This is a genomic window from Vibrio sp. 1580, assembly GCF_033340055.1.
On sequence record NZ_JAWOVT010000016.1, the window covers coordinates 1 to 24,788 of the forward strand.

At 46.8% G+C, this 24,788-nt stretch carries 27 protein-coding genes; 15 read left to right on the top strand and 12 right to left on the bottom strand.

From position 1 onward, the window contains the following. The first annotated feature begins 84 nt into the window (after positions 1–84). Positions 85–636 (top strand): gamma carbonic anhydrase family protein, encoded by a 552-nt coding sequence (locus R7093_RS20465; protein WP_047104439.1) that lies wholly within the window; start codon positions 85–87, stop codon positions 634–636. 14 nt (positions 637–650) lie between these two features. Here the strand turns inward: R7093_RS20465 and R7093_RS20470 are convergent, their stop codons facing one another. From R7093_RS20470 to R7093_RS20485, 4 genes are all read right to left on the bottom strand, one after another. Continuing rightward, positions 651–914: a DUF1488 domain-containing protein gene (locus tag R7093_RS20470; protein WP_038896204.1), complete on the bottom strand. Its 264-nt coding sequence runs from the start codon at positions 912–914 to the stop codon at positions 651–653. A 3-nt stretch (positions 915–917) separates the two neighbouring features. Further along, positions 918–1,751, bottom strand: coding sequence for a shikimate dehydrogenase (aroE, locus tag R7093_RS20475; protein WP_318146787.1), 834 nt, complete (start codon positions 1,749–1,751; stop codon positions 918–920). Positions 1,752–1,852: 101 nt separating this feature from the next. After that, on the bottom strand, positions 1,853–2,770 hold the full coding sequence (hemF, locus tag R7093_RS20480; RefSeq protein ID WP_047104448.1) for an oxygen-dependent coproporphyrinogen oxidase: 918 nt from the start codon (positions 2,768–2,770) through the stop codon (positions 1,853–1,855). A 47-nt stretch (positions 2,771–2,817) separates the two neighbouring features. Beyond that, entirely contained in the window at positions 2,818–3,375 is a 558-nt protein-coding gene (locus tag R7093_RS20485; protein ID WP_005379084.1) for an L-threonylcarbamoyladenylate synthase, read from the bottom strand. A gap of 199 nt (positions 3,376–3,574) precedes the next feature. On the opposite strand from R7093_RS20485, the gene purE reads away from it, so the two are divergent. After that, on the top strand, positions 3,575–4,060 hold the full coding sequence (purE, locus tag R7093_RS20490) for a 5-(carboxyamino)imidazole ribonucleotide mutase (protein WP_005379082.1): 486 nt from the start codon (positions 3,575–3,577) through the stop codon (positions 4,058–4,060). Between the two features lie 4 nt (positions 4,061–4,064). Then, positions 4,065–5,198: a 5-(carboxyamino)imidazole ribonucleotide synthase gene (locus tag R7093_RS20495; RefSeq protein WP_047104450.1), complete on the top strand. Its 1,134-nt coding sequence runs from the start codon at positions 4,065–4,067 to the stop codon at positions 5,196–5,198. Positions 5,199–5,263: 65 nt separating this feature from the next. On the opposite strand, the gene R7093_RS20500 is transcribed toward R7093_RS20495, so the two are convergent. From R7093_RS20500 to R7093_RS20515, 4 genes are all read right to left on the bottom strand, one after another. Further along, complete coding sequence (locus R7093_RS20500) at positions 5,264–5,833, bottom strand: type I DNA topoisomerase (RefSeq protein ID WP_047102572.1); 570 nt, start codon at positions 5,831–5,833, stop codon at positions 5,264–5,266. A 78-nt stretch (positions 5,834–5,911) separates the two neighbouring features. Continuing rightward, complete coding sequence (locus R7093_RS20505; RefSeq protein WP_005379074.1) at positions 5,912–6,391, bottom strand: DUF494 family protein; 480 nt, start codon at positions 6,389–6,391, stop codon at positions 5,912–5,914. A 2-nt stretch (positions 6,392–6,393) separates the two neighbouring features. Next, complete coding sequence (dprA, locus tag R7093_RS20510) at positions 6,394–7,503, bottom strand: DNA-processing protein DprA (protein WP_047102571.1); 1,110 nt, start codon at positions 7,501–7,503, stop codon at positions 6,394–6,396. Continuing rightward, the gene (locus R7093_RS20515) at positions 7,487–8,581 is read right to left on the bottom strand and encodes a LysM peptidoglycan-binding domain-containing protein (RefSeq protein WP_047102570.1); all 1,095 of its coding nucleotides are present in this window, start codon (positions 8,579–8,581) and stop codon (positions 7,487–7,489) included. The genes dprA and R7093_RS20515 overlap by 17 nt, the downstream gene beginning before the upstream one ends. A gap of 138 nt (positions 8,582–8,719) precedes the next feature. Between R7093_RS20515 and def the strand changes: the two genes are divergently transcribed. The 6 genes from def to R7093_RS20545 all read left to right on the top strand — a co-directional run bounded on the left by def (position 8,720) and on the right by R7093_RS20545 (position 15,090). After that, positions 8,720–9,238 carry a peptide deformylase gene (gene def, locus R7093_RS20520; protein ID WP_005379068.1) on the top strand — a complete coding sequence of 173 codons (519 nt, stop codon included), beginning with the start codon at positions 8,720–8,722 and terminating at the stop codon, positions 9,236–9,238. 33 nt (positions 9,239–9,271) lie between these two features. Further along, the gene (fmt, locus tag R7093_RS20525) at positions 9,272–10,219 is read left to right on the top strand and encodes a methionyl-tRNA formyltransferase (protein ID WP_005379066.1); all 948 of its coding nucleotides are present in this window, start codon (positions 9,272–9,274) and stop codon (positions 10,217–10,219) included. Between the two features lie 80 nt (positions 10,220–10,299). Beyond that, a complete protein-coding gene (rsmB, locus tag R7093_RS20530; protein ID WP_047102569.1) occupies positions 10,300–11,583 on the top strand; it encodes a 16S rRNA (cytosine(967)-C(5))-methyltransferase RsmB in 1,284 nt (427 codons plus the stop codon). A gap of 64 nt (positions 11,584–11,647) precedes the next feature. Beyond that, complete coding sequence (trkA, locus tag R7093_RS20535) at positions 11,648–13,024, top strand: Trk system potassium transporter TrkA (protein WP_005379062.1); 1,377 nt, start codon at positions 11,648–11,650, stop codon at positions 13,022–13,024. Positions 13,025–13,033: 9 nt separating this feature from the next. Next, complete coding sequence (locus R7093_RS20540) at positions 13,034–14,479, top strand: TrkH family potassium uptake protein (RefSeq protein WP_017821575.1); 1,446 nt, start codon at positions 13,034–13,036, stop codon at positions 14,477–14,479. A gap of 26 nt (positions 14,480–14,505) precedes the next feature. After that, positions 14,506–15,090 (top strand): DUF3157 family protein, encoded by a 585-nt coding sequence (locus R7093_RS20545; protein WP_017821574.1) that lies wholly within the window; start codon positions 14,506–14,508, stop codon positions 15,088–15,090. 33 nt (positions 15,091–15,123) lie between these two features. Here R7093_RS20545 and trhA read toward each other — a convergent pair whose 3' ends face one another. Both trhA and R7093_RS20555 read right to left on the bottom strand, forming a co-directional pair. Continuing rightward, a complete protein-coding gene (gene trhA / locus R7093_RS20550; RefSeq protein ID WP_005379047.1) occupies positions 15,124–15,777 on the bottom strand; it encodes a PAQR family membrane homeostasis protein TrhA in 654 nt (217 codons plus the stop codon). A 70-nt stretch (positions 15,778–15,847) separates the two neighbouring features. Continuing rightward, a complete protein-coding gene (locus R7093_RS20555; protein WP_031781056.1) occupies positions 15,848–16,654 on the bottom strand; it encodes a sporulation protein in 807 nt (268 codons plus the stop codon). Between the two features lie 296 nt (positions 16,655–16,950). On the opposite strand from R7093_RS20555, the gene R7093_RS20560 reads away from it, so the two are divergent. From R7093_RS20560 to R7093_RS20580, 5 genes are all read left to right on the top strand, one after another. Further along, complete coding sequence (locus tag R7093_RS20560) at positions 16,951–17,118, top strand: hypothetical protein (RefSeq protein WP_005379043.1); 168 nt, start codon at positions 16,951–16,953, stop codon at positions 17,116–17,118. Between the two features lie 166 nt (positions 17,119–17,284). Beyond that, positions 17,285–17,551 carry a YihD family protein gene (locus R7093_RS20565; RefSeq protein ID WP_033906580.1) on the top strand — a complete coding sequence of 89 codons (267 nt, stop codon included), beginning with the start codon at positions 17,285–17,287 and terminating at the stop codon, positions 17,549–17,551. A 308-nt stretch (positions 17,552–17,859) separates the two neighbouring features. Further along, positions 17,860–19,281: a cytochrome c oxidase accessory protein CcoG gene (gene ccoG, locus R7093_RS20570; RefSeq protein WP_005379038.1), complete on the top strand. Its 1,422-nt coding sequence runs from the start codon at positions 17,860–17,862 to the stop codon at positions 19,279–19,281. A 53-nt stretch (positions 19,282–19,334) separates the two neighbouring features. Continuing rightward, entirely contained in the window at positions 19,335–20,321 is a 987-nt protein-coding gene (locus tag R7093_RS20575) for a serine/threonine protein kinase (RefSeq protein WP_031777274.1), read from the top strand. Positions 20,322–20,355: 34 nt separating this feature from the next. Then, on the top strand, positions 20,356–20,958 hold the full coding sequence (locus R7093_RS20580; protein WP_005379036.1) for a thiol:disulfide interchange protein DsbA/DsbL: 603 nt from the start codon (positions 20,356–20,358) through the stop codon (positions 20,956–20,958). A gap of 46 nt (positions 20,959–21,004) precedes the next feature. Here R7093_RS20580 and R7093_RS20585 read toward each other — a convergent pair whose 3' ends face one another. Further along, the gene (locus tag R7093_RS20585; RefSeq protein ID WP_047102568.1) at positions 21,005–21,883 is read right to left on the bottom strand and encodes an acyltransferase; all 879 of its coding nucleotides are present in this window, start codon (positions 21,881–21,883) and stop codon (positions 21,005–21,007) included. Positions 21,884–22,032: 149 nt separating this feature from the next. Between R7093_RS20585 and R7093_RS20590 the strand changes: the two genes are divergently transcribed. Further along, a complete protein-coding gene (locus R7093_RS20590; protein ID WP_005379034.1) occupies positions 22,033–22,989 on the top strand; it encodes a DUF2860 domain-containing protein in 957 nt (318 codons plus the stop codon). A 55-nt stretch (positions 22,990–23,044) separates the two neighbouring features. On the opposite strand, the gene R7093_RS20595 is transcribed toward R7093_RS20590, so the two are convergent. After that, positions 23,045–24,568, bottom strand: coding sequence for a YifB family Mg chelatase-like AAA ATPase (locus tag R7093_RS20595; protein WP_047102567.1), 1,524 nt, complete (start codon positions 24,566–24,568; stop codon positions 23,045–23,047). Positions 24,569–24,788: the final 220 nt, after the last annotated feature.

The following is a 24,788-nucleotide window of genomic DNA, read 5'->3' on the forward strand; positions in this document are numbered from 1 at the left end:
TGGGTGTTTTTTATTCTAAAAGGCGAGTTTTCACTACTATTCTACCTCCATACACCCTGTAATCGCCCTGAATAAGGAAAAAAGATGAGCTCAATGAGAAGCTACAAAGGTATAAAGCCTGAACTTGGTGAACGTGTTTACGTTGACTCAACCTCTGTTTTAGTCGGTGATATCCGAATTGGCGATGATTCTAGTATCTGGCCATTGGTCGCAGCTCGGGGGGATGTAAACCACATCCACATCGGAGAGCGAACCAACATTCAAGATGGCAGCGTACTTCATGTAACTCATAAGAACGCAGAAAATCCCAATGGCTACCCACTCCTCATTGGCAATGATGTCACCATAGGTCACAAAGTGATGTTGCATGGCTGCGAGATCCACGATCGCGTATTAGTCGGTATGGGAGCTATTGTATTAGACAACGTGGTGGTGGAATCAGATGTGATGATTGGTGCAGGAAGTTTGGTGCCACCAGGGAAGGTATTAGAAAGTGGTTATTTATATGTTGGAAGCCCTGTTAAGCAAGCTCGCCCTCTATCAGATAAAGAACGAGCTTTCTTGCAAAAGTCTGCCAACAACTATGTGCAGAACAAAGACGACTACATTAACGAAGTAGAAGACATCAATGAGTAGTCAGGTATAGTCCGCTAATCGATAATGATATGGCCTTCTTCATCGAAGGCTTCATCTTCTATTAGCTCTTCGGCGATTTCTTCTAGATCGAATCGGTAATCAGTAAACACTTTGATTGCCGCTTGCTCAGTTTCAATCAGAGAACCACTAAGCTTTTCTAGCTTTTGTTTTGTTACATAGCACTCAATCAACGCACCAGATTGCTGCGCAGCAAAATTTATCGATTGCGAGGCTTCATCCCAAGACTGCATGTCAGGGAATAGGATAGATTGATTCATTGATTACTGACCTTCAAGGTTCTTTCTTAGTTCTCTGAGAATTTGTTTGGCACCAGGACGTAACCCGCGCCAGAGCATGAAGCTTTCTGCAGCCTGCCCAACTAGCATTCCAAGACCATCATACGCATGAGCGGCACCATTTTCTCTTGCCCATAAGTTAAAGCTCGTGACCCCTTTACCATAAATCATGTCATAGCTTGTGCTATTGACGGCAAAGATAGAGCAAGAAATAGCAGGCAGTTCACCACTAAGAGAAGCAGAAGTAGAGTTAATGATGACATCATACTCTTCATTAATACTTTCCATCTCTTTGGCGACGATAGGACCGTGAGAGACAAACAACTCTGCAAGCTCCTGTGCTTTACTAAAGGTACGGTTAGTAATGGTTAAAGAAGCCGGCTTTTGATCAAGCAGTGGCTTAATAACACCACGAGCGGCACCACCAGCACCAATAATTAGGATTCGCGCGCCTTCCAATACAACCTGATGCTGAAGCAGATCTTGCACTAGACCTGCACCATCGGTGTTGTCACCAATGATTTCACCATCATCTAACTTCTTGAGAGTGTTCACTGCGCCCGCCAATTGAGCACGCTCAGTCAGACGGCTAGCAAATTGATAAGCGTCCTCTTTAAATGGCATGGTAATGTTGCACCCCTTGCCACCTTCAGCAAAAAACACCTTAGCTGCGTCAATAAAGCCATCAACAGGTGCACTTTCTGCGGTGTACACCAAAGACTGATTGGTTTGACGGGCAAACAAGGTGTGAATGAATGGCGACTTACTGTGTCCGATAGGGTTACCAAACACGGCATAGCGATCAATTTGCTGGGTCATTTCCTTACCTTTGTTCCTTACTTAGATATAGAGAAAACAGGGCCACCTGATTACAGATGACCCTATCACTATCTATCTATATAGAAAAGGAGATTCCGTGCTTACCACTCTCGGGGCGTTAGGTATCGCTCGTAAAGTTCAGCTTCTGGCGATCCCGCTTCTGGCTCGTAGCAGTACTCCCAGCGAGCGAGCGGCGGCATTGACATCAGAATCGACTCAGTACGCCCACCACTTTGTAAACCAAATAAGGTGCCACGGTCATACACTAAGTTGAACTCTACGTAACGGCCGCGACGATATAGTTGGAATTCACGCTCACGCTCACCATACTCGATCTCTTTACGACGAGAAACGATCGGCAAATAAGCCTGGCAATAGCCTTCACCGACTGCTTTGATGTAAGCAAAACACTTATCAAATTCCCACTGGTTTAGATCATCAAAGAACAAACCGCCAACACCGCGAGTTTCATTACGATGTGGTAGGAAGAAATATTTGTCACACCATGCCTTATGCTCTTGGTAAACATCGTCACCAAATGGTGCACAAAGCTGTTTTGCAGTGTCGTGCCATGATTGGCAATCTTCTTCAAATGGGTAGAACGGCGTTAGGTCAAAACCACCACCAAACCACCAAATTGGGTCTTCGCCATCTTTTTCTGCAATAAAGAAGCGGACATTGGCGTGTGAAGTCGGTACGTAAGGGTTTTTAGGGTGAATAACCAAAGAAACACCCATCGCTTCAAAACGACGACCCGCTAGCTCTGGGCGATGCGCTGTCGCAGATGCTGGCATTTCTTTCCCTTCCACATGCGAGAAATTCACGCCTCCCTGCTCGAAAACAAGGCCATCACGCAAAACACGTGAGCGACCACCGCCACCCAGACGCTCTCCTTTTTCACGTTGCCATGCATCTTCGACAAAGACGGCCTTTCCATCTTCTTGTTCTAACTGCTGACAAATGGAATCCTGAAGTGACATCAAGAACTGCTTTACGGCGTGCTTATCGATCGCTGACATACGTTATTACCTATTACGTGAAACCTAATGATGGCTGGCTAGCAGGGTTAACCCTGTCTTAATATTTGTGAAGTTTTGGCGTCACGAATCTCGCTGGGTTTATCACGACCGCTGGTCTCGCCACGAAGAATGGCGACCAGCTTATCACCCAACTGCTCTTCGACTTCTTCCGTGGTCATACACGGTGGTAAGCCGGAAAGATTCGCGCTGGTAGAGGTTAACGGCTTTCCGAATGCATTACACATTTTTTGCACCAAAGGATGATCAGTCACACGAACCGCAATTGAATCAAACTGCCCTGAAACCCAGTTGGATACTTTATCGCTCGCTGGCATGATCCAAGTGTATGGGCCTGGCCAAGTGGCATGAACAGTCTGTAATTGTTCTTCAGTCAACTGAGATTCATCAATATAAGGCAAGAGCTGATCATAACTTGCCGCGATGAGAATCAGCCCTTTTTCTACCGGACGCTGCTTGAGCTCTAATAGCTTTTGAATTGCTTCTGGGTTATCTGGATCACATCCGACACCAAAAACCCCTTCTGTTGGATAGGCAATCACTTCGCCTTGCTTGAGTGCGTTGAGCACTTGTTCAAAGTTATCCACCGATTACTTCCTATTTGTTTGACTGTGTTGTTTTCACTAAGTGTACAAATATTCATTCTCAGACACTAAAGCAATTTTTTTATAAAATGTATCAATAGCGCCAACAACAAGACGCAAACGTTTGCTTGAGATAAAAATCCCCGTATAATGCGCACAAATTTATAGCTCACCTAATTTTTGCAGCTTAAAGGAGTTTGAGATGAAAGTCGGTATCATCATGGGTTCTAAATCCGATTGGCCAACCATGAAACTAGCAGCGGACATGCTAGACCAATTTGGCGTGCCTTACGAAACAAAAGTCGTGTCAGCACACCGAACTCCTCAATTACTGGCTGACTACGCCAGTGGCGCAAAAGAACGCGGCATCAAAGTTATCATCGCAGGCGCAGGTGGTGCAGCCCACCTACCAGGTATGGCGGCGGCGTTTACTAGTTTGCCAGTGCTTGGGGTTCCCGTTCAGTCTCGTGCACTGAAAGGTATGGATTCACTGCTTTCTATTGTACAGATGCCAAAGGGAATTGCGGTTGGTACATTGGCGATTGGCGAAGCGGGCGCAGCAAACGCCGGTATCCTAGCAGCGCAAATCCTAGGCACTCATGATGAAAACATCATGGCGAAGGTAGAAGCATTCCGTAATGAGCAAACGGAAACAGTTCTCGCAAATCCAAACCCTGCAGAGGATTAATCAGATGCATGTACTGGTTCTTGGTGCGGGTCAGTTGGCTCGTATGATGTCTCTGGCTGGTGCGCCACTGAATATTCAAATTTCAGCTTACGATGTCAGCAGCGGTGATGTCGTTCACCCTTTAACTCAACAGGTACTTGGCCATGGTTTGGAAAATGCGATTACGCAAGTTGATGTGATTACTGCCGAGTTCGAGCATATTCCACATGACGTGCTCAAGGTTTGCGAAGCGAGCGGCAAGTTCCTACCAAGTACGCAAGCCATCAAAGCAGGTGGTGATCGCCGTATTGAAAAGGCACTGCTTGATGATGCTGGCGTGCGCAACGCGAAATACTACGTCATTGAAACTCGTGAAGACTTTGAGCGCGCAATTGAACACGTTGGTATGCCAATGGTTCTGAAAAGTGCATTAGGTGGTTACGATGGTAAAGGCCAATGGCGCTTAAAAGAAGCTTCTCAAGTCGACGACATTTGGACTGAGATGGCAGAGTGCATCGCGGCAACACCAACTCAAGCGATTGTTGCTGAAGAGTTTGTTCCTTTTAACCGCGAAGTATCACTGGTTGGTGCTCGAAGCAAAGATGGCAGTGTGGAAGTGTACCCTCTGGCAGAGAATGTTCACACCAACGGTGTATTGAGTCTTTCTACTGCGATTGATGCGCCAGGGTTACAGGAACAAGCAAAGCAAATGTTCACGGCAGTCGCAGATAGCCTAGATTACGTTGGCGTATTGGCGCTTGAGTTCTTTGATGTCGATGGGGCACTTTTAGTGAATGAGATTGCTCCACGCGTGCACAACTCTGGTCACTGGACACAGCAAGGTGCAGAAACGTGTCAGTTTGAAAACCATCTGCGCGCAGTGTGCGGCTTACCATTAGGCAGTACGAAATTGGTTCGTGAAACCTCAATGATCAATATTCTTGGTGAAGACACACTACCAGAAGCATTGTTATCAATGGATGGTTGCCACATTCATTGGTATGGCAAGGAGAAACGTGCAGGTCGCAAGATGGGACACATCAACGTGTGTGGCGACTACCCAGGAGAATTGCACCGTAGGTTGTGCGCTCTGGCAGACATCTTAGACCCAATAGCTTTCCCAGCCGTGCAAGCGTTCGCTAAACAGCCTCAACACTAACGTTTGGCAGCAAAAAAATAAAAAAAGGTCGCACGATGCGACCCTTTTTAATTCCTTTGATGTATTTACCCTTGTTGGGTGTGCTGGCACTTACGGTTGGCACATTGCAATTTCACACCACTGGCGAGTTTCTTCTCCACCAACAAAGTAAAACCACATTCTTCGCATCGCCCCTTGACCGGAGCAAGGTTCACAGCAAATTTGCATTTAGGGTAGTTATCACACGCGTAGAATGTTTTGCCAAATCGGGTTTTACGCCCAACCAAATGTCCTTTGCCACATTCAGGGCAAGCGTGTTGCTCTTGTGACTGCGCCTCTGGCTCTGGTTGATTAATCGACTCAATATGATGACAAGCCGGGTAGTTACTACAACCGACGAACATACCGTAGCGCCCTTGGCGGAGAACCAACTCATTGCCACACTCAGGACAAGGCACACCCAACTCTTTCACGATGTGACCATCATTGCTGTGTAGCGGTTTAATGTAATCACAGCTTGGGTAATGGTTACAGCCGAGGAATGGGCCATGTTTTCCGTGCTTGAGAGTCAGCTCACCACCACATTTTGGACACGGCTCGTGCTCCAAAGCGTGTTCATGGGCAGAGAAAAGGGTGTTGTCGATTTTACTACTCATACTTACCGTTTCGTGAAAAACACACAAAAAAAGACAAGCTCGCGTTTATTCTAGTTAAACTCGAACTTGCCCAGATGGTTAGTGAAGAATCCCTTGTTCCTTGGTGTACAACAGCTCTTCCATTAGCGTGTAAGCGTTTTCGTTGCCAGGCACATTAAACAGCACCATCAGAATGATCCATTTGAGATCTTCAAGCTCAAACTCACTCGTTTCTAATCCCATCACTCGGTCAATCACCATTTCGCGAGTTTCTGTGGTTAACACATTGATTTGCTCGAGAAACAATAGAAAACCTCGGCATTCCAAATCTAAACGCTGCATCTCTTTCGCTGTGTAGATACGAGTTGATGACGAAGCCATGCAAGTCGAGATTGCAGAAGAGGTGTCACTTTGCTGCAATGCGGCAAGCTCTTCTAACCAGACAAGGGCTTTGTAGATATCTTTTTGTTGGAAGCCTGCACGAAGCAACTCTTCTTCCAACTCGTCTTGTTCGACCTGTAACTCTGCATCGCTATGGATGTAGGTTTCGAATAGATACATCAGTATATCCATCATCATAGCTAGCCCCTCCCCTTTCGAATATAGCCACCTGAAACCGCAACGACATGCCCAGAGAGTTCTAACTCTAAGAGCTGCATCATGACTTCTTGGACAGGTATATTGGTCCTGTTTGCAAGAATATCAACCGGTGTAGCTTCACTTCCTACGTTAGCTAACAGCTGAGGAAATGGCAATTCTTCTTCATCATTTAACGTAGAAAATAAATCGGTACTCTGATTAATAGACCAATCAAGCAAGGACTGTATTTCATCTAAGACATCTTTCGTCTTTTCTACGAGGCAAGCGCCATGACGTATCAACTGGTTTCCACCGCAGGCATTGGGGGCATTGATTGACGCTGGCAGCGCAAATACTTCTCGACCTTGCTCAAGCGCGTAACGAGCTGTAATTAACGAGCCGCTCTTTTTCGCCGCCTCGACGACCAGTACACCAAGCGATAATCCACTAATAATACGATTACGACGCGGGAAGTTTTCTGGACGCGGCTTGGCATTAGGCCGAAACTCAGACACCAAGGCCCCATGTTCAATAACACGTTGCGCTAAACCACGATGACGTGCCGGATAAATATTTTCTAAGCCAGATCCTAGCACCGCAATCGTCTTACCACCCGCTTGCAACGCACCATCATGCGCATGACCATCAATGCCTAAAGCGAGACCACTGGTGACAATAAAATCGTGCTGAACAAACTCTGCAGCAAACTGACGTGCATGCTGTAATCCATCAATACTCGCATTTCGACTGCCAACCATCGCGATTTGTGGCTGAGAGAGACAAGTAGGGTTTCCTTGAACAAAAAGTAGAGGTGGCGGTGCAACGATTTGTTTGAGTTGAGGTGGATAACGCGGGTCAGTCAGTGTCAGGATATGATGATTTGTAGAAGCCTCAAGCCAGCTTAAACAAGCATCGACTTCTTTATCTGTTGAAGCCCAAGCTTGAATTTGCTTAGTTGTTAACCCAAGTTGTTGTAGCTGTTCAGGAGAGAAGTTTACGATGTTACGTGGCGCGTCTCTTGCCAGTAGCTTATTCATTTTGACGCCGCCAATGCCTGGTAAACAACTCAGTTTTAACCAGGCAGCGAGATCATCGTTATTTCGTCGATTCATCGATGATTAATTCGTCCGCCAACGGTGACACCACCGAAATATCTTGGTTAATGGGTTTCGTACTGTTAGTGATCAGTGCCAAGCTAAAGTACTCATAAGGACGAATGACCAGCAACTCACCAACTTTGCTTTGAGGCAAAGTGATTTTCTTATCAAGCACGCCAAACTCTTTCTTGAACTCATCGCCGTCTTTGTAAACTGGGTGCGCGTCTTCTTTTAAATCAAACACACTGCCTTGCTTGAGATTATCTGACGTGCCTTTATCAATCACCACGACTTGGTTAGTTGAACTAAAGCGAATACCTTCGATATTACCTAGCAACTTTGCAGAACTGCCTTGTGGCGACGGCAGCGGATAGAACGTAGTCGTGAAGTCAGTATTCTCAACCGATTGATTTGGCAACGCGATATCGTTACGTAGGATTTCTTGCATTTGCGATGTAAGCTTCAAACCTGAATAATCACTCGAAGCTTCAACGAGATCGCCTTTGGCAATCAAACGCAGCGCGGTAATCTCTTCCGACACATCGTCACGCGAAAAGGTAGCTACTGGTCGGTAAATAGCCCAACCTGTCGCGGTCTGATTGCCATTGATATACAGCACATCTTCTGCAGTCAGATACTTACTGCCCTTGCTGCTACCCATCACTTTTGCTGCTCTGTTCAACGAATCTTTATCTAGCAACCGATCCGATTTAAGGTAAGGCATCACCAAACCTTCCGCGACCGTTGGTACGGCTTTCTTTTCTGTGATGCGAGCTTTCGGGCTCAGCTTCTTAACTGGTTTTAGGCTCAACACGGGCTGACCGTTAATCCACACCAAAGACAGCTTGTCTCCGGGATAAATTAAATGAGGGTTATCGATTTCCGGGTTTACTTGCCATAAACGAGGCCACAACCACGGGCTATCTAAGTACATGGCCGAAATATCCCATAGCGTATCGCCCTTCACGACTACATACGTTTGTGGCGCATCATCTTTAACAGTCAGTGGGTTCGCATCCACATTTGCTACAGCGTTGAAAGAGAAAAGTAACGGCAACGTAACACTGGCAACGTTGCGGAAAATTCGATTCATGACCCTCGTCCTTGGTCTATTAAGCAGGAACCAGAATGGAAATTGGTGCAAGGATGCTGTCATTTAGGCTATAAAATGTCTAGAATTGAGCCAACAAGGTTTGTGCTGTTTCGGCACAGTTCAATATTTCGAGTGAATATGTCTGTATTACAAGTATTAACATTCCCGGATGATCGCCTGCGCACAGTCGCAAAGCCTGTTGAAGCGGTGACACCTGAGATTCAAAAAATCGTCGATGACATGATTGAAACCATGTACGACGAAGAAGGTATTGGCCTTGCTGCAACGCAGGTTGATATCCACAAACGTATCGTAGTGATTGATATTTCAGAAACTCGCGATGAGCCGATGGTGCTAATCAACCCTGAGATTCTGGAAAAGCGTGGCGAAGATGGCATCGAAGAAGGCTGTCTGTCGGTACCAGGTGCGCGCGCACTTGTGCCTCGCGCTGCAGAAGTTACCGTTAAAGCACTGGATCGTGATGGCAAAGAGTTCACCTTTGAAGCCGACGACCTGCTAGCGATTTGTGTTCAACACGAGCTTGATCACCTACAAGGTAAGCTATTCGTGGATTACCTATCACCACTGAAACGCAAACGCATTCAGGACAAGCTAGCGAAAATCAAACGCTTTAACGAGAAGCAGCAAAACGCTTAATCTCGAACCATACCAATTAGAAGGAAGTCTACCTTGAGTCAGTCTTTACGAATTGTCTTTGCAGGTACTCCGGATTTCGCCGCCCGTCACTTGGCGGCGTTGTTGTCTTCGGAGCATGAAGTCATCGCGGTTTACACAAACCCAGATCGTCCAGCGGGTCGTGGCAAAAAATTGGCTGCGCCACCGGTAAAACAACTGGCGCTAGAACACAATATCCCGGTTTACCAACCTGAAAGCTTTAAGTCCGACGAAGCGAAACAAGAACTTGCCGATCTGAACGCCGACCTCATGGTTGTCGTGGCGTACGGTATGCTGCTGCCACAAGCGGTTCTTGATACCCCTAAACTGGGTTGTATCAACGTACATGGTTCTATCCTACCTCGTTGGCGTGGTGCGGCTCCAATCCAACGCTCTATTTGGGCGGGCGATGCAGAAACTGGCGTGACCATCATGCAGATGGACATCGGTCTCGACACTGGTGATATGCTGAAGATTGCCACGCTGCCAATCGAAGCGACAGATACCAGCGCTTCAATGTACGAAAAATTGGCTGAGCTTGGTCCAGAAGCCCTGATTGACTGCCTAGTAGACATTGCTGCGGGTAAAGCAGTGCCAGTGAAGCAAGACGATGAGTTAGCGAACTATGCGAAAAAGCTCAGTAAAGAAGAAGCACGCATCAACTGGAACGACGATGCGGCGCACATTGAGCGCTGCGTTCGTGCATTTAACCCATGGCCAATGAGCCACTTTGAGGCGGCAGAAAACAGCATCAAAGTATGGCAAAGCCGTGTGGCAGAGCAAACCAGTGACAAGCCAGCCGGCACCATCGTACAAGCAGATAAAACCGGTATTTATGTTGCGACAGGCAACGGCGTACTGGTGCTAGAGCAACTGCAAGTTCCTGGCAAAAAAGCCATGTCAGTTCAGGATATTCTGAATTCGCGTGCGGCTTGGTTTGAAGTTGGCACTCTGCTGGTTTAAGCCATACTAGGGGTTATTACTCCCAACTATACGAACTTTTAGAGGGCAGAGATGCCCTCCTTTACTTTAAGGTACTCATCATGAATGTTCGCGCTGCGGCTGCTAACGTCCTGTATCTTGTCGTCGACAAGGGCCACTCACTTTCAAGCGCTCTTCCAGCGGCTCAACAAACGGTACGACCTCGTGACCATGCTCTGCTACAAGAGATCTGTTACGGTGCGCTACGTTACCTACCTCGCCTAGAAATGATCGCAAACCAATTGATGGATAAGCCGCTCAAAGGCAAACAACGTGTATTCCATCACCTAATTCTGGTTGGTATTTACCAACTGAGCTTCATGCGCATTCCTGCGCACGCAGCTGTCGGTGAAACGGTTGAAGGCACTAAAGAGCTGAAAGGTCCTCGTCTGCGTGGTTTGATTAACGCTGTATTGCGTAACTACCAGCGCAACCAAGAAGAACTCGACCAAATGGCCGTCAGCAACAACGCTGGCAAGTACGGTCACCCAAGCTGGTTACTAAAACTGCTGCAAGAGGCCTACCCACAGCAATGGGAAAGCATTGTTGAAGCAAACAACCAAAAAGCACCAATGTGGCTCCGTGTAAATCACCAACACCACACTCGAAATGAATACCTTGCGCTGCTCAAAAATGAAAACATTGATAGCACGCCACACACAGAAGCAATGGACGCCATAAAATTGGCCGCACCATGTGATGTGATGAAGCTGCCTGGTTTTGAGAAAGGTTGGGTTTCGGTACAAGATGCGGCGGCGCAGCTTTCGATCAACTACCTAAAACCACAAGACGGCGAACTGATTTTAGATTGCTGTGCTGCGCCAGGTGGCAAGACGGCGCATATTCTAGAGCGCACGTCGGGCAGTGATGTGGTTGCGATTGACTGCGACGACACACGCCTGAAACGTGTGCATGAAAACCTGAAGCGTCTCAACCTTCAGGCAAAAGTGGTTTGCGGTGATGCGCGTAATCCACAAGAATGGTGGCAAGGCGAGCAATTTGATCGCATTTTGCTGGATGCCCCATGTTCTGCGACTGGCGTGATTCGTCGTCACCCAGACATCAAATGGCTACGTCGTGCAGACGACATCGCCGCATTAGCAGAGCTACAGAGTGAAATTTTTGATGCCATGTGGACGCAACTGAAACCCGGCGGCACAATGGTTTACGCGACTTGTTCAATCACACCGCAAGAAAACGTGGAGCAAGTAAAAGCGTTTTTAGCACGTACCGCGGATGCGCAACTGCTGGATTCTGATCCCGACCAGCCTGGTCGTCAAATTCTACCAGGCGAAGAAGATATGGATGGTTTCTACTACGCAGTGCTAACTAAAACACACGCGTAACAGCATGCTAAATAGGGCGATTGGAGTGATTTCAATCGCCTTTTTCAGATAACGAGAAAAGAGTATGAAGATCATTATTCTTGGTGCAGGTCAGGTTGGCGGCACACTGGCAGAAAACCTAGTGGGTGAAAACAACGACATCACCATCGTCGATAACAATGCCGATCGACTGCGTGAATTGCAGGACAAATACGACCTGCGTGTGGTCAATGGCCATGCGAGCCACCCCGACGTGCTGCACGAAGCTGGTGCGCAAGACGCCGATATGCTCGTCGCAGTAACCAACACTGATGAAACCAACATGGCCGCCTGTCAGGTCGCGTTCACTCTATTCAACACCCCAAACCGCGTTGCACGTATTCGCTCTCCAGAATACTTGGCAGAAAAAGAAGCCCTGTTTAAATCTGGCGCCATTCCTGTCGATCACCTTATCGCCCCAGAAGAACTCGTTACGAGCTACATCGAACGTCTGATCCAATACCCGGGCGCGCTGCAAGTGGTGAGCTTTGCTGAACAGAAAGTCAGCCTAGTGGCGGTGAAAGCCTACTATGGTGGCCCGCTGGTGGGTAATGCGTTGTCTGCTTTGCGTGAGCACATGCCGCACATTGATACCCGTGTGGCAGCTATTTTCCGCCAGGGTCGCCCGATTCGCCCACAAGGCACCACGATTATTGAAGCCGACGATGAAGTGTTCTTCGTTGCAGCAAGTAATCATATTCGCTCAGTGATGAGTGAGCTTCAGCGCCTAGAAAAACCGTACCGCCGCATCATGATTGTTGGCGGGGGTAACATCGGCGCAAGCTTGGCAAAACGCCTAGAGCAAACTTACAGCGTGAAGCTGATTGAGCGTAACTACCAGCGTGCAGAAAAGCTCTCTGAGCAACTAGAAAACACCATCGTGTTCTGCGGTGATGCGGCAGACCAAGAGCTTCTCTCGGAAGAGAACATCGACCAAGTCGACGTCTTCATCGCGCTGACCAACGAAGATGAAACCAACATCATGTCTGCAATGTTGGCAAAACGCATGGGCGCTAAAAAAGTGATGGTGCTGATCCAACGTGGCGCTTATGTCGACCTGGTACAAGGCGGCGTAATTGATGTAGCAATCTCACCTCAGCAAGCCACTATTTCAGCCTTGCTAACGCACGTTCGTCGCGCTGATATCGTAAACGTATCCTCACTTCGCCGCGGCGCTGCGGAAGCGATTGAAGCCGTCGCTCACGGTGATGAAAGTACATCTAAAGTGGTTGGACGTGCGATTGGAGATATAAAGCTTCCACCTGGGACCACCATTGGTGCTATCGTTCGTGGCGAAGAAGTTCTTATTGCCCACGACCGTACGGTCATCGAGCAGGATGATCATGTGGTGATGTTCCTGGTCAACAAAAAATACGTATCAGACGTCGAAGCGCTATTCCAGCCGAGTCCATTCTTCCTCTAGGATTTTCCTATGGTCAACTTACGTCCCGTACTGTTTGTTATCGGGCTAGTTTTATCCAAACTGGCCCTGTTTATGTACGTGCCGACTTTGGTCGCTTTCTTTACCGGTACGGGGGGATTCCTCGATTTCGCCCAAGCCGTTGTGATCACGCACCTTGCCGCCTTCATCTGCCTAACGATAGGTCGAACCGCCAAGTTCAAACTCAGCGTACGCGATATGTTCCTCATCACCAGTTTGGTTTGGACCATCGCGAGTGCGTTTGCCGCCTTGCCATTTGTGTTTATCAACCACATCAGCTTCACCGACGCCTACTTCGAAACGATGTCGGGTATCACCACGACGGGCTCAACGGTGCTCAGTGGCCTAGACAACATGGCGCCGAGCATATTGCTGTGGCGCTCTATTTTACAATGGCTTGGTGGCATTGGTTTTATCGTGATGGCGGTAGCAGTGTTACCTATGCTGAATGTCGGTGGTATGAAGCTATTCCAAACCGAATCATCAGATTGGTCGGATAAAAGTAGTCCAAGAGCGAAAACGGTCGCCAAAAACATCGTAGCGGTTTATTTGATGCTAACGGGCCTATGTATTTTGGGCTACTTGATCACCGGCATGAACCTGTTCGAAGCAATCAACCATGCCTTTACTACGCTATCGACGGGTGGATACTCTACATCTGATGGGTCAATGAACCACTTCTCTAATGGCGCACATTGGGTGGCCACTACCTTTATGTTCTTAGGTGGTTTGCCGTTTTTGCTCTTTATCGCCGCATTACGTAAACGCCGTATTGATGTGTTGGTTAACGACGCTCAAGTTAGAGGATTTGCGTACCTGTTCGTATTCTCAAGCTTAGTGATTTCAGCTTGGCTAGTGATTCGAGATGGGTACACCATTTTGGATGCCCTGCGAGTGTCGATGTTTAATATTGTCTCTGTCGTCACCACAACTGGCTTTGGCTTAGAAGACTTCACCGCATGGGGCGCATTACCCACCACTCTTTTCGCATTCTTAATGATGGCGGGAGCATGCTCAGGATCAACGTCTGGCGGGATCAAAATCTTCCGCTTCCAAATTGCGATGACGCTGCTAAACAAACAAATGATGAAGTTGATTCACCCTTCAGGGGTGTTTGTACAGCGTTATAACCAGCGACCGGTGAATGATGATATTGTTCGCTCAGTGGTGGCATTTGGCTTGATGTTTTTTATCACCATTATCTTTATCGCGGGTTGTTTAAGTGCACTTGGCCTCGACCCTGTGACCAGTATTTCTGGCTCAATCACCGCCGTTGCCAATGTTGGCCCTGGTATGGGCAGTGTGATTGGCCCGACAGGCAACTTCGCGCCTCTGCCCGATACTGCCAAATGGCTCTTAAGCTTTGGGATGTTAATGGGCCGCTTGGAAATTCTGACTATTCTTGTACTGTTCTTTCCTGCGTTTTGGCGCCGCTAAGCAGACTCTAATTAAAAGGTATAACAATGAAAACATGGATTACTCTGGCGACCCTACTTGCCGCCTCATCCACATACGCCGCCGAGGTCATCACTTTAGCCGATGGTCGAGAAGTGAAGTTGAACGATGACTTTACCTGGGAATACGTCATGAAAAAAACGGCGCAGCAAGCGACGGAGACACAAACAACAGCAAGCGTAGTTGAAACAATCGCAGCTCCTGCGATTGCGACAATCCCAGTGATAACGAAAACCGTTGGCACGACCGTGGTGGTAAACGCCAAAAAGCCAACCATGCAGCTATCAGATTCAGGTGTGGATGTATTGATTGGTTCAGCAAGCTATCAAAGCGGTGAGCTTGTTTTACCTACATCAATCACCAACCAAAGCTCTCAATCTGTCATTCAAGTGGAAGTTGAGGTGCAAGTGTTTGATATGTCTGGTCAGCAACTGGCAAAAGAAAACGTGACTGTTTGGCAATCCATCAAGCGCATGGCGGATACCTACCTGCGACCTCAGCAAGCGGAGCAAGGTAAGAGCATTAAATTGGCTGTACCGCAATCACAGCAATACCAGTTTTCTGCCAAAGTGCTAGAGGTAAAAACTCGCTAATACGTGTTTAATATTCTTTGTTGAGCCTATCGGCTAGATAGGCTCAACAAAGTAATAAATAGCAAAGAAATGGCACACGCAGCCAGCCAAAACAAAGCCGTGCCAAATCGCATGGTTAAAGGGAATGCGCTTCGCAACGTAGAAAATCACGCCCAGTGAATACACAATTCCACCAGCGGCAAGCAGTGTAAGTCCGCCGACATCCAAGTTGATCGCCAACTGATAAATCACAATCAACGATAACCATCCCATCACCAAATACGTCATCAAAGAAAGCTTTTTAAATCGATAGACGAACGCAACTTTCATGATGATGCCGATCAACGCAATGCTCCAAATAACGATCATCAACCCAAATGCTAGAGGTGTTCTTAAGCTGACTAACAAGAAAGGGGTATAGCTGCCTGCTATCAAAAGATAAATAGCACAGTGGTCGAAGGTTTTTAGCCAACGTTTCGCTTTGGGATGAGGGATCGCATGATAGAGCGTCGAGGCCAAAAATAGCACGATAATACTCGCACCATAAATCGCCATACTGGTAAGCGTTAAAGTGTCAGCTTGATGGTCTATGGCTTTAACTAACAGCAGTATCAAGCCAACAATACCAAAAATCATCCCTATACCGTGGGTGATGGTATTGGCCAGTTCTTCACGTTGACTGTATTGAGGTTTCTGCAGCTCGGACATCAATGCGCCTATACTAGAGTTTGAAATTTGCTCTAGTATGGCACATTAGGCTTACACGTGTAAGCTTAAATTAAGACTCATGAACGGCAGTAGTTTGATCGAGATAATTGAGTACCAGTTCGCCAACTTGATCTGGCTTAGTCGTGGCAGGAATGGTCAGCTCTCGCTTGAGTTTGCCACTACCCAGTAAGCTCGCGAGCATGCCACCTTGCCCCTTGCGTGTGCGGTCAACTTCAAACCATAACTTGAGTTCTTGCTCACTTCGGTGGGCAACAAATTCTAATTCGCGCCACACGCCGTGGTAAGGTCCGTCGGTTGGCACCAGTTCAAACTCTTGCACAAATGGTAGATCGAATCCTTTCACTTCCTCGCATTCCACCTGGCGAATTCGTAAACCTTGCGCTTCAAATGCAGATAGTACCGCATCCATCAGTGGATCAGGTCGAACGGTGAGGATGTCTTTATCAGTCGGATCCAAAGCAGCGGCAACGTCTAAGCCGGTTTCTAACCATACTTTGGCATCACCAATGGTGATAGGCGTGTTCCAAGGCACATCGAGCTTAACATCGAAGGTACGCTCTTCGCCGGAATGGATGGTAAATGCGTAAGGGAGACTCCACTTAGCAAGCACATGAGTTTGAGGTACTCGGCGCATGCTGTGTCCTTCTCGCGCACCACGGTCATCAGGGGCTTCTGCGATGTAGCGGCAACAGAGTTTTAAATCAATGTTGTCGATCGCTTGTTCAGTCGCACCACCATATACATGGATAGACACATCCACACTTTGACCTGGGTATAGCACGTCTTGGTTTAAGATTGAGTCGACCTTCGCGCTCCCAATCCCAAAACTGGCAAGTGTCTTCTTCAAAAATGACATAGGCACCTCCTTCATCGAGATCTCATACTACTACTGCTGATCGTGGGATCAAACAAAAATTGCCTCGAACATCGCGACAAAATGACAAAATCTAAACAATTCAATTGCTCAACTATCGACCAATTATTACAAGGATGCTAATCTTACACTTGATATGCATGCATATCGGTATTCCTGACTCATTAACTGGATTGGCGAGAGCCAGAAGAGTGATTCTTCAATCTTGTTGGAGCCTAGCTCATAATGATTCAGGCCATTACATCGGCAATGGATATGCCTGACAGTTAGGTAAATTAATGCGCCCAACAACAGTCAGGTTCGCACACACTAATACTAGTGCAATGCGCCGCCGCAGTGGCTTTACTACTGCACCAAAGGCAAAGCAAGTTGCGCCAGCAATGACATTGGTTGAGAAGACAGCAATGATGTCGAGTGTTCCGGCCAAAGTTATCAAAGCAGCTTAATCAAAAGCGCGGCGCCAGCTGCGCTTTTTTCTTTGCACGCGACTCATAAAGCTTCAAAGACTTAGAACAAACTACAGTGAAAGAGATCGTTTTTCCTATTTGGTCTTCGCAAAGCAATTTGGTACCTTTACTGCTAATTACACCTATAAATTCTGTGGAGAAAGAAATGAAGTGTCATCGCATTGAAGAGCTGCTTGAGCTACTAGAGCCTGAATGGCATAAAGAGCAAGAGCTGAACCTCTTGCAGTTCATCGTTAAGCTGGCAAAAGAAGCAGGCTATGAAGGAAAGCTAGAAGATCTGACCGACGATGTACTGATCTACCACCTTAAAATGCGTAATAGCAGCAAAGATGAAATGATCCCTGGACTCAAAAAAGACCAAGAGGACGATTTTAAAACGGCGATCCTACGCGCTCGTGGCATCATCAAATAACCAGCTCAACAGCCAGTATTCTTTAAGCGACTCTCTCTGTGAGTCGCTTTTTTATAACCAAAGTTTTTAGTCCCACAATTGGTTATAACTGTTCAGCCAATTATCAGGTTAACTGTACTGATTTTTGTTGTTAAACATTGACTGCGTTAAAGAAACGGAATTGTTATTGATTGTATAATCGCCGTTCATCAGTATTTACTAAAATAATTATGTTCGGTCATCTTTATGACGGAACGAGCAGCAATGTCATCGAGCGACATCAATAGAAATGACGCCGTACATTATAAAAGCCTAAGAAGGATGAGTGCATGAGTCAGGACAAGATCGATATCAAAGATGTGACTCCTAAAACCTATAATCCCAAAACCCACAAAGGAAACGGGGATCGGTTCAACCCAAGTAATCGCATCTATGTACGCGAAAGCAAAGGGACTTACCAGAAACTGCGTCGTTACGGTGGTTGGTTCTTACTACTTCTCTTCGCTTTGATACCGTGGATCCCTTACGGTGAACGTCAAGCGATCTTGCTTGATATTGGCAACCAGCAGTTCAACTTTTTCGGTACCACACTGTACCCACAAGATCTTACCCTACTCGCCTTGCTGTTTGTGATCGCGGCGTTTGGGTTGTTCTTTATTACCACCTTCTTAGGTCGAGTTTGGTGTGGCTATCTCTGCCCACAAACCGTCTGGACCTTCATGTATATCTGGTTTGAAGAGAAGCTCGAAGGTAGTGCCAATAAACGCCGTAAACAAGACTCCAATAAGCTGACGGCGAATTTAGCGATGCGTAAAGCCGTCAAACATATAGCTTGGTTTGCCATTGCACTCGCCACTGGTTTTACTTTTGTTGGCTACTTCGTACCAATGAAGCAATTGGTTATCGACTTTTTCACCTTTAACGCCAACTTCTGGCCCGTCTTTTGGGTAATGTTCTTTGCCATTTGTACTTATGGTAATGCTGGTTGGATGCGTTCCATCATGTGTATTCACATGTGTCCTTACGCGCGCTTCCAGTCTGCCATGTTTGATAAAGACACCTTCATCGTTGGCTACGATGCAAAACGTGGGGAAAAACGTGGCCCACGTCCGCGTAAAGCCGATCCAAAGCAGCTTGGTTTGGGTGATTGTATTGATTGTGATTTGTGTGTGCAGGTGTGCCCAACAGGTATCGATATTCGTGACGGCTTGCAGTATGAATGTATCAACTGTGGCGCCTGTATTGATGCGTGTGACAACACCATGGATCGCATGGGCTACGAGAAAGGCCTAATTAGTTACACCACCGAGCATCGCTTATCGGGTAAGAGTACCAAAGTCATGCGTCCGAAGCTGCTAGGCTATGGTGCCGTACTACTCGTCATGGTCGGTCTTTTCTTTGCCCAAATTGCAGCGGTAGACCCAGCCGGCATGAGTGTTATTCGCGACCGTAACCAACTGTTCCGCGTTAATAGCTCGGGCGAAGTAGAAAACACCTACACCCTCAAAGTGATCAACAAAACTCAGCAAGTGCAAGAGTACTCGTTGGATGTTGAAGGGCTATCCGATGTAAGCTGGTATGGTAAGCAGACAATTCAGGTCCAGCCAGGTGAGGTATTAAACCTGCCAATGAGTCTTGGTGCCGATCCTGACAAGCTAAACTCTGCGATTACGACAATTCAGTTTATACTCACCGATAAGAGCAACGAATTCACTATTGAAGTAGAAAGCCGTTTTATTAAAAAACTATAGCGCTACTTCAGTGACTAACGGAAAAAGGCTCAGTAATGAGCCTTTTTGTTTATATGTCCCAAAGTATGTTTAACTTTGACGCCCTTACCCCAGACTTTATGTGGTACGCGTTAGAAAGCATCGGCGTTCGCGCAGAATCAGGCTTTCTTCCCCTCAATAGCTACGAAAACCGTGTTTATCAATTCACTGACGAAGAGCGTCGTCGTTATGTCGTCAAGTTTTACCGTCCTGAACGTTGGAGCAATGAACAGATCCAAGAGGAACACGACTTTACTTTAGAGCTGATTGGCAATGAGATCCCCGTCGCACCACCTGTGCGCATCAACGGTGAAACCCTGCATCACTATCAAGGCTATGCTTTTGCGCTGTTTGATAGCGTGGGTGGTCGCCAATACGAGGTTGACAATTTAGATCAGCTCGAAGGTGTAGGGCGTTTCCTTGGCCGAATCCATAAAGTCGGCAGCCGCCAAGCCTTCCAACATCGTCCTACTATTGGCTTACAAGAATACCTGTATCAACCAAGAGAGATTCTGCAAAACGCCAATATGATTCCAATGCACTTGGAGAACAGCTTCTTCAATGACTTGGATATGCTGATCAAATCAATTGAAAGCCACTGGCAAGAAGGCTTCAATATCATTCGTTTGCATGGCGATTGCCACCCAGGCAATATTTTGTGGCGAGATGGCCCTATGTTTGTTGATTTGGATGACGCTCGTAACGGCCCTGCAGTACAAGACTTATGGATGCTATTGAACGGTGAACGCCAAGACAAACTGATGCAGTTGGATATTGTTTTAGAGGCTTACCAAGAGTTTTGCGATTTTAATCCTGCAGAATTGAAACTAATCGAGCCACTTCGCGGTCTACGAATGGTGCACTATATGGCATGGCTAGCAAAACGTTGGCATGACCCTGCATTTCCTCTCGCTTTTCCATGGTTTAATGAGCCAAAATACTGGGAAGGTCAGGTCCTTGCATTTAAAGAGCAGATCGCCGCTTTAGAAGAAGCACCGCTGTCTTTAATGCCTCAATGGTAAGTCAGGCCAAAAATTCAAAAATGGAGATATTTCGATGAAAAAACTGTTCGCACTGTTTTCTATGCTGATGTTAAGCCTGTCGGCACATGCAGCGCAATTCAAAGAAGGTGAACATTACAAAGTATTGGATCTTGAGGCATCAAAAAAACCTCTTGTGACGGAGTTTTTCTCTTTCTACTGCCCGCACTGCAATAGCTTTGAACCAGTTATCCAGCAACTGAAAAAGCAGTTGCCAGAAGGTACTAAGCTATTAAAAAACCACGTTTCTTTCATGGGTGGCAACATGGGCCCATCAATGAGCAAAGCCTACGCAACGATGGTTGCACTAAAAGTGGAAGACAAAATGGTGCCAGTGATGTTTAACCGCATCCACAATCTAAAGAAAGCACCACGTAATGATGAAGAACTTCGTCAAATCTTCCTTGATGAAGGTGTAGATGCGAAAAAATTCGATTCTGCATTCAAAGGCTTCGCGGTTGATTCAATGGTTCGCCGTATGGACAAGCAATTTGAAAACAGCGGTCTAACCGGCGTTCCTGCGGTTATCGTTAACAACAAATACCTAGTTCAAGCACAAAGCATCAAAACGATGGATGAGTACTTCTCTCTGGTGAACTACTTGCTGACACTAAAATAAGCACATCGATATCAATCAAAAGGGGAGCACGTCGCTCCCCTTTTGTTTACTTGTAAATCTCTTGTAGTAACCGATCTTTTTCTTGCCACACATCCCCCAACCATTGCTGAAATTGCCGCTTATAGGGCTTATCGTTGAAGTAATCACCAAGCACTCTTTCATCAACGGGTAACACATTTACACGCACAACCACCTTGCTCATGCGGCCCATCAATAAATCCTTGAACGGTTTATGCGTATTTTTTGGGTACGCCAACGTCACGTCGATAATGCTCTCGAACTGTTCCCCCATCGCCGCTAACGTGTACGCAATCCCGCCCGATTTTGGTTGCAGCAAATATTGATAGTTTGCTTTACTCTTACGCTGCTTTTCTTCGGTAAATCGGGTTCCTTCGACATAGTTAACCACTGTGGTTGGAGTGTGTTTGAATTTAGCGCACGAGCGACGTGTCGTTTCTAAATCTTGACCTCGCTTATGAGGGTTGCGGATCAGATACTCTCGCGAATAGCGACGCATAAATGGCATATCGAGCGCCCAACACGCCATCCCGATGAAAGGCACATACAGCAGTTGTTGCTTGAGGAAAAACTTCGGCATGGGAATACGGTCTTTAAACACGCAGCAAAGCACAACAATATCTGTCCAACTGAGATGGTTACTGATCAGCAGATACCACCCGTCTTTTTTAAGCGCTTCACCGCCCTGAACATCCCACTCAACACGGTTAGATACCGCCAGAATGCACGCATTAACGGTAGCCCATAACCACATCACCTTATTGGCACAAGCGGTCGCTATCGCTTTTAGCTTTACGCCAGGAAGCAATATTTTAAATACAGCGATAACACAAATTGCGAGTGAACAAACCGCAGAATTGAGAATCACAAAAGAAGCGTTAAAAAAAAATAACAAATATGCCAACATGATAGTCAAACAACAGTGATAATGTGTGAAGAATAAAACAGCGTGTAATTATACTGCGCCTTTGCCACATTGGAACATGCGTGGGAATGGTCAGATTTGTTACCGCAACCAATATGTGCACCACTCATTCGACAACAAGGAGATAACGAATGAAACCAAGGCTACTTCTCTTGCCTTTGGCCTTTGTCGTCAGTTCTGCTCAGGCTCAACTCGCTGAAACCGCAGGTTTTGGCGGTGAAATTTCGCTGAATGCCGGATTCATATCATCAGAATCCAATTTCAATACAGAAAATAGTAACACCATCGATTCTCTCGATAAGCGTGCCGATAGTGACAGTTCCGTTATCGCTGCACCGCTAGGGAGTGTGACATACACCTTTGGTAGCCGACTCAACCACCAAGTTTACGCCGGTACCACACGCTCAGATGTCGCGGTAGGTACACTCGCTTTTCAGTTGGGCTATCAACACGAGCTACAATCTGGCACCGTGCTCGATGTTTCCTATCTGCCGACGGTACTCAAAGGCGAAACTTGGCGCAACCCTTATCAAGTAGGAACCGCACGTAAAGAGACGGATGTTGACGGCAATGCGTATCGCTTTCAGATCAAAGGGTTAATTGATAAGAACTTCAACCTTGATCTAGCTTATGCTGATAAAGACATCGAGCAGGAGGAAGTGACAGACCGCTCACTTGCTCGCGATGCTAACCTTTACTATGTCAAAGGCGACTATCGCATTCCACTCAACCAAACGTCTATGTTGCAACCCGCTTTCACCTACATCAATCAAGATGCCGACGGTAAGGCGGAATCATTTGATTCGTACGGGTTTGACATCAGCTGGTTTAAATTTATCAATCGCCATCGATTGGCTCTCACCGCGGGTTACGCATGGAAAGACTATCAAGCCGCTAGCCAAACTTTTGCTAAAACACGAAATGACGACACCATCAGCCTATTTGCGGCCTACGAATATCAAAACGTATTTGACTGGCAAGACTGGTCGTTCATTTCTTTAGCCGGCTATAGCCAAACTGACTCGAATATCACGTTTTATGAGGAGAAAGAGTACCTATTGTCGCTTGGTCTCAACTACACCTTCTAACGTCCTTCATCGCAACAAGGGGCTTACAACACTTGTTGCGATGACACTTTGCTGTCTATACCGCTTGCGCCGTAAGCTGTTTCAGTAAACGGTCCATCGCTCGATACCCAAGTGCCTCGGCCAAGTGCGTTCGTTCAATTTGCTCCGCCCCATCCAGATCGGCGATTGTTCGCGCCACTTTGATAATACGATGATACGCACGAATCGAAAGCCCTAAACGATGCAAAGCGGTTTCAAGAAACTCAGCATCACTCTTGTGCAAGGGACAAAACGCCTCAATTTCTCGACTACCTAGCAGTGCATTGACCTTACCACTGCGGTTTAGCATATTGTTACGCGCATCGCTCACACGCGCTTTTACGATAGCAGTCGGCTCACCGCGATCACCACCTTCTGCTAATGTCCCTTTGGGCAAAGCTGGGATTTCTAAAGACATATCAAAGCGATCTAACAGTGGTCCAGATAATCGACCAAGGTAGCGCAAAATAGCTTGTGGATTGGTGCGCGCTTGATTGCCTTCGTAATATCCTGTCGGGCTTGGGTTCAATGCTCCAACTAATTGGAAACGAGCCGGAAAGCGTGTTTTACCTTGCGCTCGAGAGATAATGATCTCTCCAGATTCGAGCGGTTCGCGTAACGAGTCCAGAACTTTACGATCAAATTCGGGCATTTCATCGAGAAACAATAACCCGTTGTGGGCTAAAGAGATCTCCCCTGGTCTGGGTACCGAACCACCGCCGACTAATGCCGCCATTGAACTTGAATGATGCGGAGAACGAAACGGACGCGACTTCCAGTTATGCTCATTAATTTCACTCTGAGTCAACGATGCCACCGAAGCGGTTTCCATTGCTTCTTCGTCACTCATTTCCGGTAATAAGTCACACAAACGCGAAGCCAACATCGTTTTTCCAGTACCTGGCGGGCCAAGGAAAAGTAAGTTGTGGTTTCCAGCGGCAGCAATCTCCAGTGCTCGCTTACCTTGTTGTTGGCCAATAATATCTTGTAAGTCTCGACCATGTTTTTCGATCGTTTTTCGCTTAGGCGTTTGAAAAAGATTCAGTCGATGTTGACCACAAAGCTCGGCACATACTTCCAGTAATGATTGGGCCGATTTATGTTGTTCCTTCCCCACCAGCGCCGCCTGATCGCCATTCACATGTGGGACGACCAAATGACGTTGAATCTTACTGGTTTCCAGCGCAGCAGGCAGCACACCTTTTACAGGTCTCAGACCACCAGATAACGCTAACTCACCAACAAATTCGTAGTTTTTGAGCTTATCTGTCGCGATTTGCTCCGAAGCGGCCAAAATTCCCAATGCAATAGGAAGATCAAAACGCCCTCCCTCCTTGGGTAGATCTGCCGGAGCCAAGTTCACGGTGATCCGCTTAGCAGGAAATTGAAAGTTAGAATTAATGATCGCACTGCGTACGCGATCTTTGGACTCTTTTACCGTTGTCTCTGGCAAGCCTACTAAGGTAAACCCTGGCATGCCGTTGCTGATATGAACTTCTACACTAACCGATGGCGCTTGCACCCCGACGCTTGCTCGACTATGAATGATTGCCAGCCCCATACGTTCCTCAATTTTTTGAACACTCTGTAAACAAATGTTTTATCTAGTTGGTTATGTTATATACCGCGTCCCAATTGAGAGTTAATGTGAAAAAAGAATGACTTTTTGCTTGTCATGCAGCGGAATTGTGTGATACCACTAATGACGCAAACAATTTCGTAGAACATTACACAACATTTTTTAACGAAAAAAGAACGACAGACAGATGAACCTTTTCGCT